Origin of the sequence: Paracoccus sp. (in: a-proteobacteria), assembly GCF_030538695.1 — a bacterium.
Lineage (GTDB): Bacteria > Pseudomonadota > Alphaproteobacteria > Rhodobacterales > Rhodobacteraceae > Paracoccus.
Genome location: NZ_JAUNTN010000009.1, coordinates 1 through 12415, shown reverse-complemented (window position 1 = coordinate 12415; position 12415 = coordinate 1). Strand labels below are relative to the sequence as shown.

12 protein-coding genes are annotated in these 12415 nt (G+C 62.5%); 9 read left to right on the top strand and 3 right to left on the bottom strand.

Annotated features, from left to right (window positions below):
* Positions 1 to 33: 33 nt before the first annotated feature.
* Positions 34 to 2769 carry a [protein-PII] uridylyltransferase gene (locus tag Q4G24_RS06170; RefSeq protein WP_303365637.1) on the bottom strand — a complete coding sequence of 912 codons (2736 nt, stop codon included), beginning with the start codon at positions 2767 to 2769 and terminating at the stop codon, positions 34 to 36.
* A gap of 41 nt (positions 2770 to 2810) precedes the next feature.
* Positions 2811 to 4004, bottom strand: a complete 1194-nt coding sequence (locus Q4G24_RS06165; RefSeq protein ID WP_303365636.1) for a penicillin-binding protein activator — start codon at positions 4002 to 4004, stop codon at positions 2811 to 2813.
* A gap of 218 nt (positions 4005 to 4222) precedes the next feature.
* Here Q4G24_RS06165 and rsmI point away from each other — a divergent pair, with 218 nt between their 5' ends.
* The 3 genes from rsmI to gshB all read left to right on the top strand — a co-directional run bounded on the left by rsmI (position 4223) and on the right by gshB (position 6452).
* Positions 4223 to 5041: a 16S rRNA (cytidine(1402)-2'-O)-methyltransferase gene (gene rsmI, locus Q4G24_RS06160; protein ID WP_303365741.1), complete on the top strand. Its 819-nt coding sequence runs from the start codon at positions 4223 to 4225 to the stop codon at positions 5039 to 5041.
* Complete coding sequence (locus Q4G24_RS06155) at positions 5041 to 5421, top strand: YraN family protein (protein ID WP_303365635.1); 381 nt, start codon at positions 5041 to 5043, stop codon at positions 5419 to 5421. Before rsmI ends, Q4G24_RS06155 begins: the two co-directional genes overlap by 1 nt.
* A 71-nt stretch (positions 5422 to 5492) precedes the next feature.
* Positions 5493 to 6452, top strand: a complete 960-nt coding sequence (gene gshB, locus Q4G24_RS06150) for a glutathione synthase (protein ID WP_303365634.1) — start codon at positions 5493 to 5495, stop codon at positions 6450 to 6452.
* Positions 6453 to 6723: 271 nt separating this feature from the next.
* Here the strand turns inward: gshB and Q4G24_RS06145 are convergent, their stop codons facing one another.
* The gene (locus Q4G24_RS06145; RefSeq protein ID WP_303365633.1) at positions 6724 to 7485 is read right to left on the bottom strand and encodes a PAS domain-containing protein; all 762 of its coding nucleotides are present in this window, start codon (positions 7483 to 7485) and stop codon (positions 6724 to 6726) included.
* Positions 7486 to 7744: 259 nt separating this feature from the next.
* On the opposite strand from Q4G24_RS06145, the gene gmk reads away from it, so the two are divergent.
* From gmk to Q4G24_RS06115, 6 genes are all read left to right on the top strand, one after another.
* Positions 7745 to 8374: a guanylate kinase gene (gmk, locus tag Q4G24_RS06140; RefSeq protein WP_303365740.1), complete on the top strand. Its 630-nt coding sequence runs from the start codon at positions 7745 to 7747 to the stop codon at positions 8372 to 8374.
* Positions 8371 to 8892 carry a gamma carbonic anhydrase family protein gene (locus Q4G24_RS06135; RefSeq protein ID WP_303365632.1) on the top strand — a complete coding sequence of 174 codons (522 nt, stop codon included), beginning with the start codon at positions 8371 to 8373 and terminating at the stop codon, positions 8890 to 8892. The genes gmk and Q4G24_RS06135 overlap by 4 nt, the downstream gene beginning before the upstream one ends.
* A 1-nt stretch (position 8893) precedes the next feature.
* Positions 8894 to 9991 (top strand): ATP-binding protein, encoded by a 1098-nt coding sequence (locus Q4G24_RS06130; protein WP_303365631.1) that lies wholly within the window; start codon positions 8894 to 8896, stop codon positions 9989 to 9991.
* Between the two features lie 114 nt (positions 9992 to 10105).
* Positions 10106 to 10363, top strand: coding sequence for a hypothetical protein (locus Q4G24_RS06125; RefSeq protein WP_303365630.1), 258 nt, complete (start codon positions 10106 to 10108; stop codon positions 10361 to 10363).
* Positions 10364 to 10417: 54 nt separating this feature from the next.
* Positions 10418 to 11119 (top strand): endonuclease/exonuclease/phosphatase family protein, encoded by a 702-nt coding sequence (locus Q4G24_RS06120; RefSeq protein WP_303365629.1) that lies wholly within the window; start codon positions 10418 to 10420, stop codon positions 11117 to 11119.
* 81 nt (positions 11120 to 11200) lie between these two features.
* Entirely contained in the window at positions 11201 to 12364 is a 1164-nt protein-coding gene (locus Q4G24_RS06115) for an RsmB/NOP family class I SAM-dependent RNA methyltransferase (RefSeq protein WP_303365628.1), read from the top strand.
* Positions 12365 to 12415: the final 51 nt, after the last annotated feature.

The following is a 12415-nucleotide window of genomic DNA, read 5'->3' as shown; positions in this document are numbered from 1 at the left end:
TCAGCCCGAGGGGGCGCGAGCGCCCCCTTTTTACTACCCGGCCGCCCGATCCGCCCCTGCCTGAATGGCGTCGCGCAGCTTGCGTTCCAGTGCGTCGCGTTTGCCATCCGCAAACAGCTTCATGCCGAACATATCCTTGACGTAAAAGCTGTCCACGACCTGCGCGCCAAAGGTGGCGATGACGGCACTGGCGATCTGGATATGGTTCGCCGCCAGCGTCCGTGTCAGGTCATAAAGCAGGCCGGGGCGGTCGCGGGTGTCCACCTCGATGATGGTATAAATATCGCTGCCCTCGTTATCGAAGGTGATATGGGTCGGAAAGCGGAAGGCGCGGGTGCGGCGGGCGGGTTTGTCTTTGCTGGCCAGCGCGTCGCGTGGCACGATCCGGCCCGCCAGAGTCTTGGCGATGGTCTCGCGCATCCGGGGCAGGCGGTCGGCGGCATAGGGGTGGCCGTCGGTATCCTGCACCCAAAAGACGGCGGTGGCAAAGCCGTCCTTGCTGGTATAGGTCCGCGCATCCACCACATTTGCCCCGACCAGAGCCAAGGCACCGGCAAGGCGCGAGAAAATCCCCGGATGGTCGGCCAGCGCAAAGGCGGCGCGGGTGGCGTCACGGTCGGCGTCGGGGTGCAGGTCGAGGCGGATTTCATCTGGCCCGATTCCGCGCAGCAGCCGGGCAAAAACCGCCTGCGTCTCGGTTGGCAGACCGGACCAGTAGCTGTCGTAATGGCGCTTGCTCTCGCTGCGGATGTCGGTTGCGTCCCAGCCTTGGGCGATCAGCATATGGCGCAGGGCGCGCTTGGCCTCGCCGCTGCGTTTTTCGCGGTTCAGTTCCTCCAGCCCGTTTTCCAGCGCAAGGGCGGTTTCATCATAAAGCCGCCGGATCAGCGCGGCTTTCCAGTTGTTCCATGTCCCCGGACCTACGCCGCGAATGTCGCAGACGGTCAGCACGGTCAGCAGGTCCAGCCGCTTGCGGGTTTTCACCAGTTTGGCAAAATCGCGCAGGGTGCGCGGGTCGGAAATATCCCGTTTTTGCGCCACATCCGACATCAGCAGGTGGTTCCGCACCAGCCATTCCACATCCGCCACCGCCTGCGCGGGCATCCCGAGCCGGGCGCAGATGCGCCGCACCAGTCGCGCCCCAAGGATCGAGTGATCCTCGGCCCGGCCCTTGCCGATGTCATGCAGCAGAACGGCCATATACAGCACCCGGCGGTCAATGTCGCCCTGCATGATGGCGGTGGTTGTGGGCAGGTCGTCAGCCTCGCCACGCTCAATCGCGGCCAGAGCAGCGACGCATTGGATCAGATGCTCGTCCACCGTGAACTGGTGATAGACGTTGAACTGCATCATCGCCACGATGTCCTGAAACTCGGGGATATAGGCCCCCAGCACACCAAGCTCATTCATCCGGCGCAGGGCGCGTTCTGGGTTGCCATGGCGGATCAGCAGATCGGTAAAGATGCGGGCAGCCTCGGGGCTGCGGCGCAAAGGGTCGTCGATCCGGTCAAGGTTGTTGGCCACCAGCCGCATTGCATTGGGGTGGATCAACATGCCGGTGCGCAGGGCTTCTTCGAACAGGCGCAGAAAGTTCAGCGGGTCGTTCAGAAACTCGGACTCATTGCCGATGTTCAGCCGGCCCATGTCATGTGCAAAAGGCGGGTTCAGCTTGCGCCGGCGTTTCAGCAGGCGTTGCAGCATCGGTGGTTTGCGGACGTGCTTTGCCTCCAGCGCGGTCAGGAACACGCGGGTCAGCTCGCCCACGCGGGTGGCGTGGCGAAAGTAATCCTGCATGAAATGTTCTACCGCACGGCGGCCGTTGCCGTCCTCATAGCCCATGCGGCGGGCGACTTCGGGCTGAATGTCAAAGGTCAGTTGCTCGACCGGGCGGCCTGCGATCAGGTGGATATGGCAGCGCACGGCCCAGAGGAAATCCTCGGCCTGCCAGAAGGCGGAATGTTCGTCGCGGCTGAAAAAGCCAAGGTCTACCAGTTCGACAGCACGATCGACGCGGTGGATATATTTGGCGATCCAGTAAAGCGTTTGCAGGTCACGCAGCCCGCCTTTGCCTTCCTTGATATTGGGTTCCAGAACGTAACGCTGGCCGCCCTGACGCCGGTGGCGATTGGCGCGTTCTTCCAGTTTGGCCTCGATAAAGGCGGGAATAGTGCCGGAAAACAGGTTGCTCCACAGCTTTTCGCGCAATTCCTCGCTGCTGCGGGCGTCGCCGCAGATGTGGCGGGCCTCCAGCAGGGCGGTGCGGATGGTCATATCCTCGGCCCCGAGGCGCAGACAATCGTCGATGGAACGGATGGAATGGCCGATCTTCAGCTTCAGATCCCACAGCATATACAGCATGGATTCGACCACGCTTTCTGCCCAGCCCGAGATTTTCCAGGGGGTCAGGAACAGCAGGTCCACATCGGATTGCGGTGCCATTTCGGCGCGGCCATAGCCGCCGACGGCCAGCACGGAAAGACGCTCGGCCTCGGTCGGCGCGGCCAGTGGGTACAGGCGGGTGGTGGCGGTGTGGTGGATGGCGGTGACGATACCATCGGTCAGGCTGGCGATGGCGCGGACGGTCTCACGCGCCGCGCGTGGGTGTGTTTCGAAACCGGCGGTGATGTCGGCCATGGCCTCGGCGCGGGCGGCGGCGAGGATCTCGACCGTGCGGCGGCGGATCTCCTTGGGGTCGCTCAGCTCTGCAAGTTCAGCGTCCAGCAGGGGCAGAAAACTGGCCGGATCGAGAAGACTATGCGCCCCGGGCAAGGCCGGGGCGCTTTGGGGCAAGTGAGGCGCAGGGGCCACGATCAGAAACCGGCACCGCGGAAGCTGCGCGGGGCAGGCTCCAGAATCACCACCTGCTTGTCGCGGATGGTGGCGACGGCCAGCCCACGCTGGTTGGTCCCGTCCGGACGCAGCCGGAAGGTGCCGCCGACGCCGGCGAAGCCGCTGTTGCTGGTCAGGCCCGAGGTCATCACCGTATCACGGCGCCCTTTGGCCGCCAGCGCGGCAATGGCCGACACCCCGTCATAGGCCAGCGAGGCCAGATCATGCGGCGCGGCACCGCTGTTGGCGGCACGGTAACGCTGGTCGAATTGCGCCTTCAGCGTGGTGTCGGGGATGGCGAACCAGCCGCCCTGCGTGCCCGGCAGTTGCAGGCGCGTCGAGGGCGTATCCCAGCGGGTCAGCCCCATGAATTGCGTGGTGGCTGAGGTTACGCCCTGCGCGGCCAGCCCGTCGGTCAGATAGGGCAGCACGGGCTGCGCATTGGCCGTCATAAAAATCGCATCGGCGCGGTTTTCCTTGGCGGCGGCGGCAACTTTCGGGATGACCCCGTCAATACCAGCCTTTGAGACGTTATGCGTGGCCTTTCCAGCCAGAGAGGCACCGTTGCGGGCAATGGCGCGCTCGATCGCATGGGCACCGACCTGACCTGCCACGTCATCCTCGGCCACCAGCAGCACCCGACGCTTGCCCTGACGGACGCCATAACCGACCAGCCGGTCGGCGACGTTGTCAAAGGTATTGCCCAGCACAAACAGGTTGCCCCCGGCAATATCAGCATTGTTGCTGAAACTGAGGACGTTCACATTATCGTCCTTGACGGCATTGGCTGCCGCATTGGCGGCATCGGCAAACAGCGGGCCAATGATGATCCTGGCCCCATCTGCGACAGCCTTATCCGCTTGTGCCGCAGCGCGTTCCGGGCTGGCACCGGTCTCATAGACGCGCAGGTCGATCTTCGCCCCTTGGGCATCGGCAACCGCCATGCGGGCAGCATTGACCAGCGAACGCGACAGATTGTTGACATCGGCATTGCCGCTGTTGCCCGGAACCAGAAGTGCGACCTGCACCGGCTGGCGCGGGTCAATCGGCTGGCCGGTCTGTGGGCCGGAAAATCCGCCGGTCATCGACGCGCCACAAGCTGAGAGGGCAAGGACGGATACCAGTGTGGCGATTTTGGGCAGCGGGTTGCGCGGCAGAGAAGCTGTGGCAAACATGGGGTGATTCCCTGATGTGAGGGGTGAAACAACTTGACGCAGGCAGGATATTGCCAGAACGCGCGTAAGGCAACGCGACCAGCCGTCAGCGAAAGGAGCCGCCCATGCCATCCGATCAGCGTTTTCATAACACCGGGCCGGATCGTGCGCCGGGATCCAATCCGCCGCGCGAACTGCCCGCCAAAATCCGCGCCGAGCCTTTGGAAGCTGGCGTTTACATGCTCGCAACACCGATCGGCACCGCGCGGGATATTACCTTGCGGGCGTTGGATGTCCTCAACTCTGCCGATATTCTGGCGGCCGAGGACACGCGCAGGATGCGACATCTGCTTGATATTCAAGGCGTTCCTTTGCGCGGACGGCGGATTGTCGCCTATCACGATCATAACGAAGCCAAGGCCGGGCCGGAGTTGCTGGCCGCTTTGGCTGAAGGTTGCAGCGTGGCTTATGCCTCAGATGCCGGAACGCCGCTGGTGGCCGATCCGGGCTTCAGACTGGGACGGGAAGCCTTGGCGGCGGGCTATCGGGTCCATGCTGTGCCAGGGGCCTCAGCGGCCTTGGCGGCGCTGACGGTTTCCGGCCTGCCAAGCGACAAGTTCTTGTTCGCCGGTTTCCCGCCAGTCGCCAAATCCGCCCGCCGCCGCTGGCTGCAAGACTGGACCAGCCACAAGGCGACGGCAATTATTTTTGAAAGTCCCAGGCGGATTAACCAAACATTAGAGATTTTCTGTGAAACAATACCAGAACGTGAGATGGTGCTGTGTAGAGAATTGACCAAGCGATTCGAGGAAGTGATGCGGGGAACAGCCGCAGATATCCGGGCAAAATTGCCTGATGACGGGCCAAAAGGGGAAATCGTGCTGCTGGTCGGTGCGGCTCCCGATGATGTGCCTGTTGCTGCGGATGTTGATGCTCTGCTGCGTGATGCTTTGGCGCGTTTGTCGCTGCGCGATGCCAGCGATGAGGTCGCAGCCCGGCTGGGGATGAAACGGCGTGAGGTTTATACCCGCGCTTTGGAATTGGGAAAGGAAGAATGATGCAGGTCAGGTCGTTACGCAGCCAGCGCGGGGCATTGGCCTATGCGTCAGGAATGATGGCCGAACATTCGGTCGCGGAGCATTATCAGATTGGTGGGGCGCAGGTTCTGGCGGAACGCTGGCGCGGACGGGGCGGTGAAATCGACCTGATCGTGCAGGATGGTGAAGAAACCGTCTTTGTCGAGGTGAAGAAAGCCGCGACGACCGATCTTGCGGCATGGCGCCTGAATCGACGGCAAATGGATCGTATCTGCATGGCGGCTTGCGAATATTGTGACAGCTTGCCGACCGGAATGCTGACCCCGATGCGCTTCGATGTGGCGCTGGTCGATGATTTCGGCCGGATCGAGATGATTCCCAATGCCTTTGGCGAGCATTGAACCTATGTGCTTGCAAGCCGTTTGGCTTCGCGTGACAACGGGGCATTATTTTGTCCGCGAAAGGGAATGTCATGGGCCTGAAAGTTGCATTGCAGATGGACCCGATCGAATCGGTTGCGATCACGGGTGACAGCACCTTCCGACTGGGGATGGAAGCGCAGCTTCGTGGGCATGATCTGTTCCAATATACCGTTGACAGACTGCGGTATGACGAAGGGCAGGTGCGGGCCTATGGGCGTTCGGTGACGCTGCGCCAGAAAGAGGGGGATCACGTCAGTTTTAGCGAATGGCAGGACGTTGATCTGGCTGATTTCGATGTGATCTGGCTGCGGCAGGATCCGCCTTTCGATATGGCCTATATTACCTCGACGCATCTGCTGGACCGACTGAAAGAGACGGTGTTGGTCGTCAATGATCCGTTCTGGGTGCGCAATTGCCCGGAAAAGCTGATGGTGCTGGACTTCCCCGACCTGACGCCGCCGACCATGATCGCGCGTGACGCCTCTGCGATCCGGGCGTTTCGTGAGAAGCACGGGGATATTATCTTGAAACCGCTTTACGGCAATGGCGGTGCCGGGGTGTTTGCGCTGCGTGAAGGCGACGCCAATCTGGCCTCGCTGCTGGAGCTGTTTGCGGGGATCAACCGCGAGCCGGTCATCGCGCAAAAATACCTGCCGGAAGTCCGCAATGGAGACAAGCGGATCATTCTTGTGGATGGCGAACCCGTCGGGGCAATCAACCGGGTTCCTGCGGCAGGTGAGGCGCGGTCTAATATGCATGTGGGGGGGCGGGCCGAAAAGGTCGCTCTGACTGCGCGCGAGCACGAGATTTGCGCGCGTCTTGGTCCTGTCTTGCGTGAAAAGGGGCTGCTTTTCACCGGAATCGACGTGATTGGCGACTGGCTGACGGAAATCAACGTGACCTCTCCAACGGGGATTCAGGAATTGGAGCGCTTTGACGGGACCAATGCTGCGGCCTTGATTTGGGAAGCCGTTGAGCGGCGCTGGCAGGAGGGCTATGCGCACTGCTGAGCCGGTTGAGGCGGTTCGAAACCGCTGAGCGCTGGAGGGAAGTAAGACATGCTGAACCAGATATGAACTTTGCGGTTGTGGTTTGGCAAAGTGATAGCTGACCTTTGTTTTATGCGTTTTGGGAGTGATAGCTGACCTTTGTTTTATGCGTTTTCGGGCGGTTTGTGCTGCCTGCTTGTCTTGAAGCGAAATAATGACGCACTGTCATCAAGGACGGGTTTGCTTCGGGACGTGTCTGTAAAGGGTGAAGGGGCCGGACAGCGCCATCGGATCAGTCGCTTGAGATGATACGAAAACGGGCGCGGCGCTCCTCCGGGGTGGCGTCGTTGGGCAAGGGGGCTGCCGGGCGAGACAAATTGGCATCGGGTTGCGTCATGGCAGGCTGCCACGGGGTTGCGGCTTCGTCAAACCCGCGGGCGAAAGAGGGCGTCGGAGCCATAACCTGCGCACCGGGAATCAGCGGGGTGATCTGTTCTGCGGCAATGTCAAAGCGGCGCGGGGCGCGGCCGATCTGGCCTTCGGTCACGAGGCAGCCAAGCGCCCGTGTCACATCCCCGAGATCCGAGCGCAGCGGCAGCAGCAGCATTTGCCCGTTTAGCGCGGGGCGGGCGTAATCCGCCGGGGCGGTCAGCGTTAGGGAAATGATTTGCGGCGCCTTGAACATGCTTTCCAGCACATCCGAGAGGCGTCCGCGTGCGGAGGGGTTCAGCAGGGCGCAAAGCGGCATTCCGCGCACCTCCATGCCCATCAGATCGACCAGATGCCGTCCGGCCAGACGAAAGCGGGCGGCTCCGGGGGCGATGCGCTCAAGGATAAAGGCGTGATCCAGCGCCCCGCGAATCCCGGCGGGCTGAACATCGGTGCGATCGGGGATGGCGCGACCTTTGCGCAGACCCTCCCAATAAGCCCGCACCCCGGCGCAAATCCGGGCCGGATTGGCCTGATCGAAATCGGCCAGATGCAGGATATGGCCCGGTTCGGCAGTCGAGTCCTTGCCGGATGGGGGGCGAGCGCCGCTTTCGTCATCTGTCATCTGTTCGTGCCGCCCTGTTGCAGCGTCCTTTTGTCTGCCTGTTAAAACCGTATCAGCGCCGGAAAAAGCGCCTGTTGCAAGTGCAGCATAGCGGAAAACCTCTGGACTTGTCCGTTTGTTTCTTTCCTGTTGGTTAAAGCCTGCTGTGCATCGGTGGGACCGGGTGGCCGCCAGCGGGGCTTGACCGCGCCCGGCTGGCTGCGCCATTCAGGGGCAGTATCGGTTTGGCAGGGAAGGATAAATTATGGTGCAGGCTGGGCTGGAACGCACGGGGCTTCTGATTATCCTGTCCTCGCCTTCGGGGGCTGGGAAATCGACGCTGGCCCGACGGCTGATGGACTGGGACCAGACGTTGCGCTTTTCGGTTTCGGCCACGACCCGCGCCCCGCGGGTCGGTGAGGTGGACGGCCAGCATTATCATTTCACCACGATTCCCGATTTTCGTGCCATGGTCGATCAGGGCGGAATGCTGGAATATGCTGAGGTTTTCGGCAATTTTTATGGCAGCCCCCGCGCTCCGGTCGAGGCCGCGATGCAAGTCGGGCGGGACACGCTGTTCGATGTGGACTGGCAGGGGGGACAGCAGATCCGGGCTTCGGCGCTGGGGTCGCATGTGGTGTCGGTCTTTATCCTGCCGCCTTCGCTGACTGAACTGGAGCGCCGCTTGCGCAGCCGGGCGCAGGACAGTGACGAGGTGATCGCGGGCCGGATGGCGAAGTCGCGTGACGAAATCAGCCATTGGGCCGAATATGATTATGTGCTGGTGAATGACGATCTGGATACGACCGAGGCGGCGCTGCGCCAGATCCTGACCGCCGAGCGTTTGCGGCGGGACCGGCAGCGGGGGCTTGGCCCCTTTGTCAAAGGGCTGATGGAGGAAAACGCATGATTTGGGAATTGGACGGGATCGCCCCGGAACTGGCCGCTGATGCCTGGGTTGCGCCGGATGCGCAACTGATGGGGCGTGTGGTGCTGGAGGCGGGGGCCTCGGTCTGGTTCGGGGCGGTGCTGCGGGGCGATAACGAAGAAATCCGCCTCGGGCGCTGCAGCAATGTTCAGGACTTGTGTTGTCTGCATACCGACCCCGGTTTCCCGCTGCGGATCGGTACGAATGTGACCGTGGGGCATCGGGCGATGTTGCATGGCTGCGAAATCGGGGATGGGGCGCTGATTGGGATGGGGGCCACCATTCTGAACGGGGCGAAAATCGGTGCGGGGGCGCTGATCGGTGCCGGTGCATTGGTAGCTGAGGGTAAGGAGATTCCGCCCGGTGCGCTGGTGATGGGCGCTCCCGGTCGTGTGGTGCGCGAATTGGACGAGGCTGCACAGCAGGGGCTGCTGGAATCTGCCGCCCGCTATCGTGCCAACGCCCTCCGCTTTCGTCAGGGTCTGAGGCAGGTTGGCTGATATGGAGCCGCGCCGCGCTGAACTGCTGCTGAACGGGTTTCCGCTGCCGGCGCTTGCGGTCGATCATCGCAGTCGTGTGCTGGCGGTCAATCCGGCGGCCGAGGCGATGTTCGGGCCTGACCTGACCGACCGGCCCTTTGTCACCGTGATCCGCACGCCGCAGATCAATCACGCGATTGAATGGGTGCTGTCAAACGAGGGTGAGGCGCCGGTTTTTCAGGCTTCGGGCCTGCATCCGCCCGAAGGCGGCGTGGCGCTGCGGGTGACGATCAGCGCAAGGGGGCGTGACCGCGCCTGTGACGCCAGTATCGCGCCAATCCCGATCCGAGGTCGGCCCGGCGCGCTGGTGGTGTTGCAAGACACCAGCGGCATTGAGCAGGCCGAGCAGATGCGCCGTGATTTCGTCGCCAATGTCAGCCATGAGCTGCGGACTCCACTGACGGCGCTGATGGGCTTTATCGAAACATTGCGTGGTGCGGCCCGTAATGATGCGGCGGCTCGGGATCGGTTTCTGGCCATCATGGAAAGCGAAGCCGGACGGATGAGCCGGATGATCTCGGACCTTTTGTCGCTGACGCGGGTTGAATCGAATGAGCGCATCCGGCCGTCAAAACCGGTGGATCTGGCCGCGCTGTTGCGGGCGGCAGCGGCAACGCTGACACCTGCGGCGACGGCGGCGGGGGTGGTGATCCGGCTGGAAGGGGTGGATCAGCCGGTGGTTCTGGCGGGGGACTCTGATCAATTAACGCAGGTTTTTCATAATCTTATTGAAAATGCGATGAAATATGGCGGCTCTGGCGGCGAGGTCGGCCTGTCCATGACGTATTTGCCCCATGATCCACAACTGCGTGGCCCGGCATGGGCGGTTGTGGTGACGGATAAGGGTGAGGGGATCGACGCATTGCATCTGCCGCGCCTGACCGAGCGGTTCTATCGCGTGGACGATCACCGCTCACGCGAGAAGGGCGGCACCGGGCTGGGGTTGGCGATTGTCAAGCATATCGTGAACCGCCACCGCGGGCGGCTGCGGATCGAAAGCGAAAAGGGCAAAGGCAGTCGTTTCAGTGTTATTCTGCCTGAACGGCATCAGCGCGGATAATGTTGACCTAGCGGCAACTTGTCGCAGATTTTCTGTATCTAAACGGCTAGTTTAAACTTGCACCCCTGGGTTGAGTTCGCCATTCTGGAATCTCAGTTCAGTTTGGGGACGGCAATGCGGCTGGTGAACGTGCGGCTATATCTGATCGGCGGTTTGGGTCTGGCGCTGTTTCTGGTTGGGCTCGTGGCGGCATTGCTGCAAACCGGGCGCTGGCTGGCCAGCCTGTCACAGGTTCTGACAGGCGGTGCCGGTGTGGAATATTGCATGACCAATGTGGGCTATATGGTGCTGGCCTGGCTGTTTGTCGGTCTGGTCCTGTGGTTCAACAGCGTGCTGACGGATCTGCTGCTGTCACGGTTGCGGCTGAACTGACCCCCTGCGGCTTGCACCTTCTTGGGCAATCCGCCACGATGCCACCGGGTTCAGATGTGGCAGGCAATGACGGGTTTCCGGCTTCTCAGTTACAACATCCGCAAGGCGATCGGCACTGATTGGCGGCGTGATCCGCAGCGGGTGCTGGAGGTGGTGCGCGAACTGCGCCCGGATATCGCCATTTTGCAAGAGGCCGACCGTCGTTTGCCACCACGCCCTTCGGCCTTGCCGCTGGATGTGGTTCAGGCCGCAGGCTTTGAGGCTTTGCGCCCGGCAGGTGCGGGGCCAAGCCTCGGCTGGCATGGTAATGCGATTCTGGTCCGCCCCGGCATCTCTGTCGAGCGGATTGAGGGCATCGACCTGCCGGGGCTGGAGCCGCGCGGCGCCCTTGCGGCCCGGTTGCTGCTGCCGGGCGGGGCGCTGCGGGTGACGGGGGCGCATCTCGGTCTGCTGCGGCGCAACCGGCGCGAGCAACTGACGGCGCTTCTGGGGCGCGCGGCAGATGCGCCTGAAGCGGCGCAGATCATGGCCGGAGATTTTAACGAATGGTCGCGGCAAGAGGGGCTGGGCCGTCTGGCGCGGCGTTTCGAGATTCATGCGCCGGGCCGCAGTTTCCACGCCAGCCTGCCGATGGCGGCGCTGGACCGGATTGCCACCATGGGGCTGGTCGTGCGCGGCGGTGGGGTGGGCGGGACGGCCTTGGCCCGCAAGGCCAGCGATCACTTGCCGATCTGGCTGGACCTTGACTTCGCCTGACAGGAAAGTTGCAAGGTCACATGGATATTTATGGACAAAAGATGAGGCGGGCATGAGCGCGATATTCCAGCGGGGTGGAGCATGACGCCTGGTGCAAGGGTCGCCGCGGCGGCGCAGGTTCTGGATCAGATTCTGGCAGGGCAGGCGGCTGAAACGGCCTTGCTGCGCTGGTCGCGGTCGAGCCGGTTTGCGGGATCAGGTGATCGTACGGCGGTGCGGGATCTGGTCTTTGACGCCTTGCGATGCCGCTCGAGTGCCGCGGCAATGGGCGGTGAGTTGAGCGGACGCGGCCTGATGCTGGGGCTGGCCCGGCTGATGGGGCGCGACGTGGCGGCGCTGTTCAATGGGCAGGGACATGCCTTGCCGCTGCCGGATCTGGCAGGCCGCCAGCCGGATACTGATGCAGCAAGCGACATTCCGGCTTGGCTGTTGCCCCGGATGCGGGCCGATCTTGGTGCTGATTTTGATGCGATCTCAGCCGCAATGCGGCTGCGGGCGCCGGTCTGGCTGCGGGTCAATCTGGCGCGGGTGACACCAGCGGAAGCCCCGGCGATTTTAGCTGCGGACGGGGTTGCGGTTCAGGCCTCCGATATGCTGCCGGATGCGCTGCAAGTGCTTGAAGGTGCAAGATCTGTTCAGCGTAGCCGGGCTTATCTTGATGGTCTGATCGAGTTGCAGGATCTCTCGCCGCAACTGGCCTGTGCGGCGGTTCCGTTGCGGCCGGGGGACAGCGTTCTGGATTATTGCGCGGGCGGTGGCGGTAAGGCGCTGGCGCTGGCTGCGCGGCAAGCCGGGCTGGCGCGGGTCGTGGCGCATGATGCCGATGCCGGGCGGATGCGCGACCTGCCGGAGCGCGCGCGCCGGGCTGGAACGATGGTGGAAATCGCTCGGCCGGGTCAGGTTGCGGGGGCGTTTGATCTGGTGGTGGCGGATGTGCCGTGTTCGGGGTCGGGAAGCTGGCGGCGTGACCCGGATGGGAAGTGGCGGCTGACCCCGTCGCGACTGGATGAGTTGCTTGGTGTTCAGTCTGAGATCATGGATAAGGCGTCGCATTATGTCATGCCCGGTGGGGTTCTGGCTTATATGACCTGTTCTGTTCTGCGGGCCGAGAACCAGAATCAGGTTAATGACTTCTTGTCGCGCAACCCGGATTTTAGTTCGGACTTCATACAGAACTATAACCCGTTAACCGCTTCGGATGGTTTTTTTCTGGCAGTTTTGCAGCGAAAACCGGGCGCGCGTTAACCCGTCGTTAAGGTTTTGGTGCTAGGGCTGAATTCAGCAATGATTCTGAAA

Excerpts from the sequence above, each read along its gene's own strand:
- Q4G24_RS06130 (WP_303365631.1), top strand. The coding sequence starts at position 8,894 with ATGGAGCCGCGCCGCGCTGAACTGCTGCTGAACGGGTTTCCGCTGCCG.
- Q4G24_RS06155 (WP_303365635.1), top strand. The coding sequence starts at position 5,041 with ATGCAGGTCAGGTCGTTACGCAGCCAGCGCGGGGCATTGGCCTATGCG.
- gshB (WP_303365634.1), top strand. The coding sequence starts at position 5,493 with ATGGGCCTGAAAGTTGCATTGCAGATGGACCCGATCGAATCGGTTGCG.
- Q4G24_RS06135 (WP_303365632.1), top strand. The coding sequence starts at position 8,371 with ATGATTTGGGAATTGGACGGGATCGCCCCGGAACTGGCCGCTGATGCC.
- Q4G24_RS06120 (WP_303365629.1), top strand. The coding sequence starts at position 10,418 with ATGTGGCAGGCAATGACGGGTTTCCGGCTTCTCAGTTACAACATCCGC.
- Q4G24_RS06125 (WP_303365630.1), top strand. The coding sequence starts at position 10,106 with ATGCGGCTGGTGAACGTGCGGCTATATCTGATCGGCGGTTTGGGTCTG.
- Q4G24_RS06165 (WP_303365636.1), bottom strand. The coding sequence starts at position 4,004 with ATGTTTGCCACAGCTTCTCTGCCGCGCAACCCGCTGCCCAAAATCGCC.
- Q4G24_RS06115 (WP_303365628.1), top strand. The coding sequence starts at position 11,201 with ATGACGCCTGGTGCAAGGGTCGCCGCGGCGGCGCAGGTTCTGGATCAG.
- rsmI (WP_303365741.1), top strand. The coding sequence starts at position 4,223 with ATGCTCGCAACACCGATCGGCACCGCGCGGGATATTACCTTGCGGGCG.
- Q4G24_RS06145 (WP_303365633.1), bottom strand. The coding sequence starts at position 7,485 with ATGACAGATGACGAAAGCGGCGCTCGCCCCCCATCCGGCAAGGACTCG.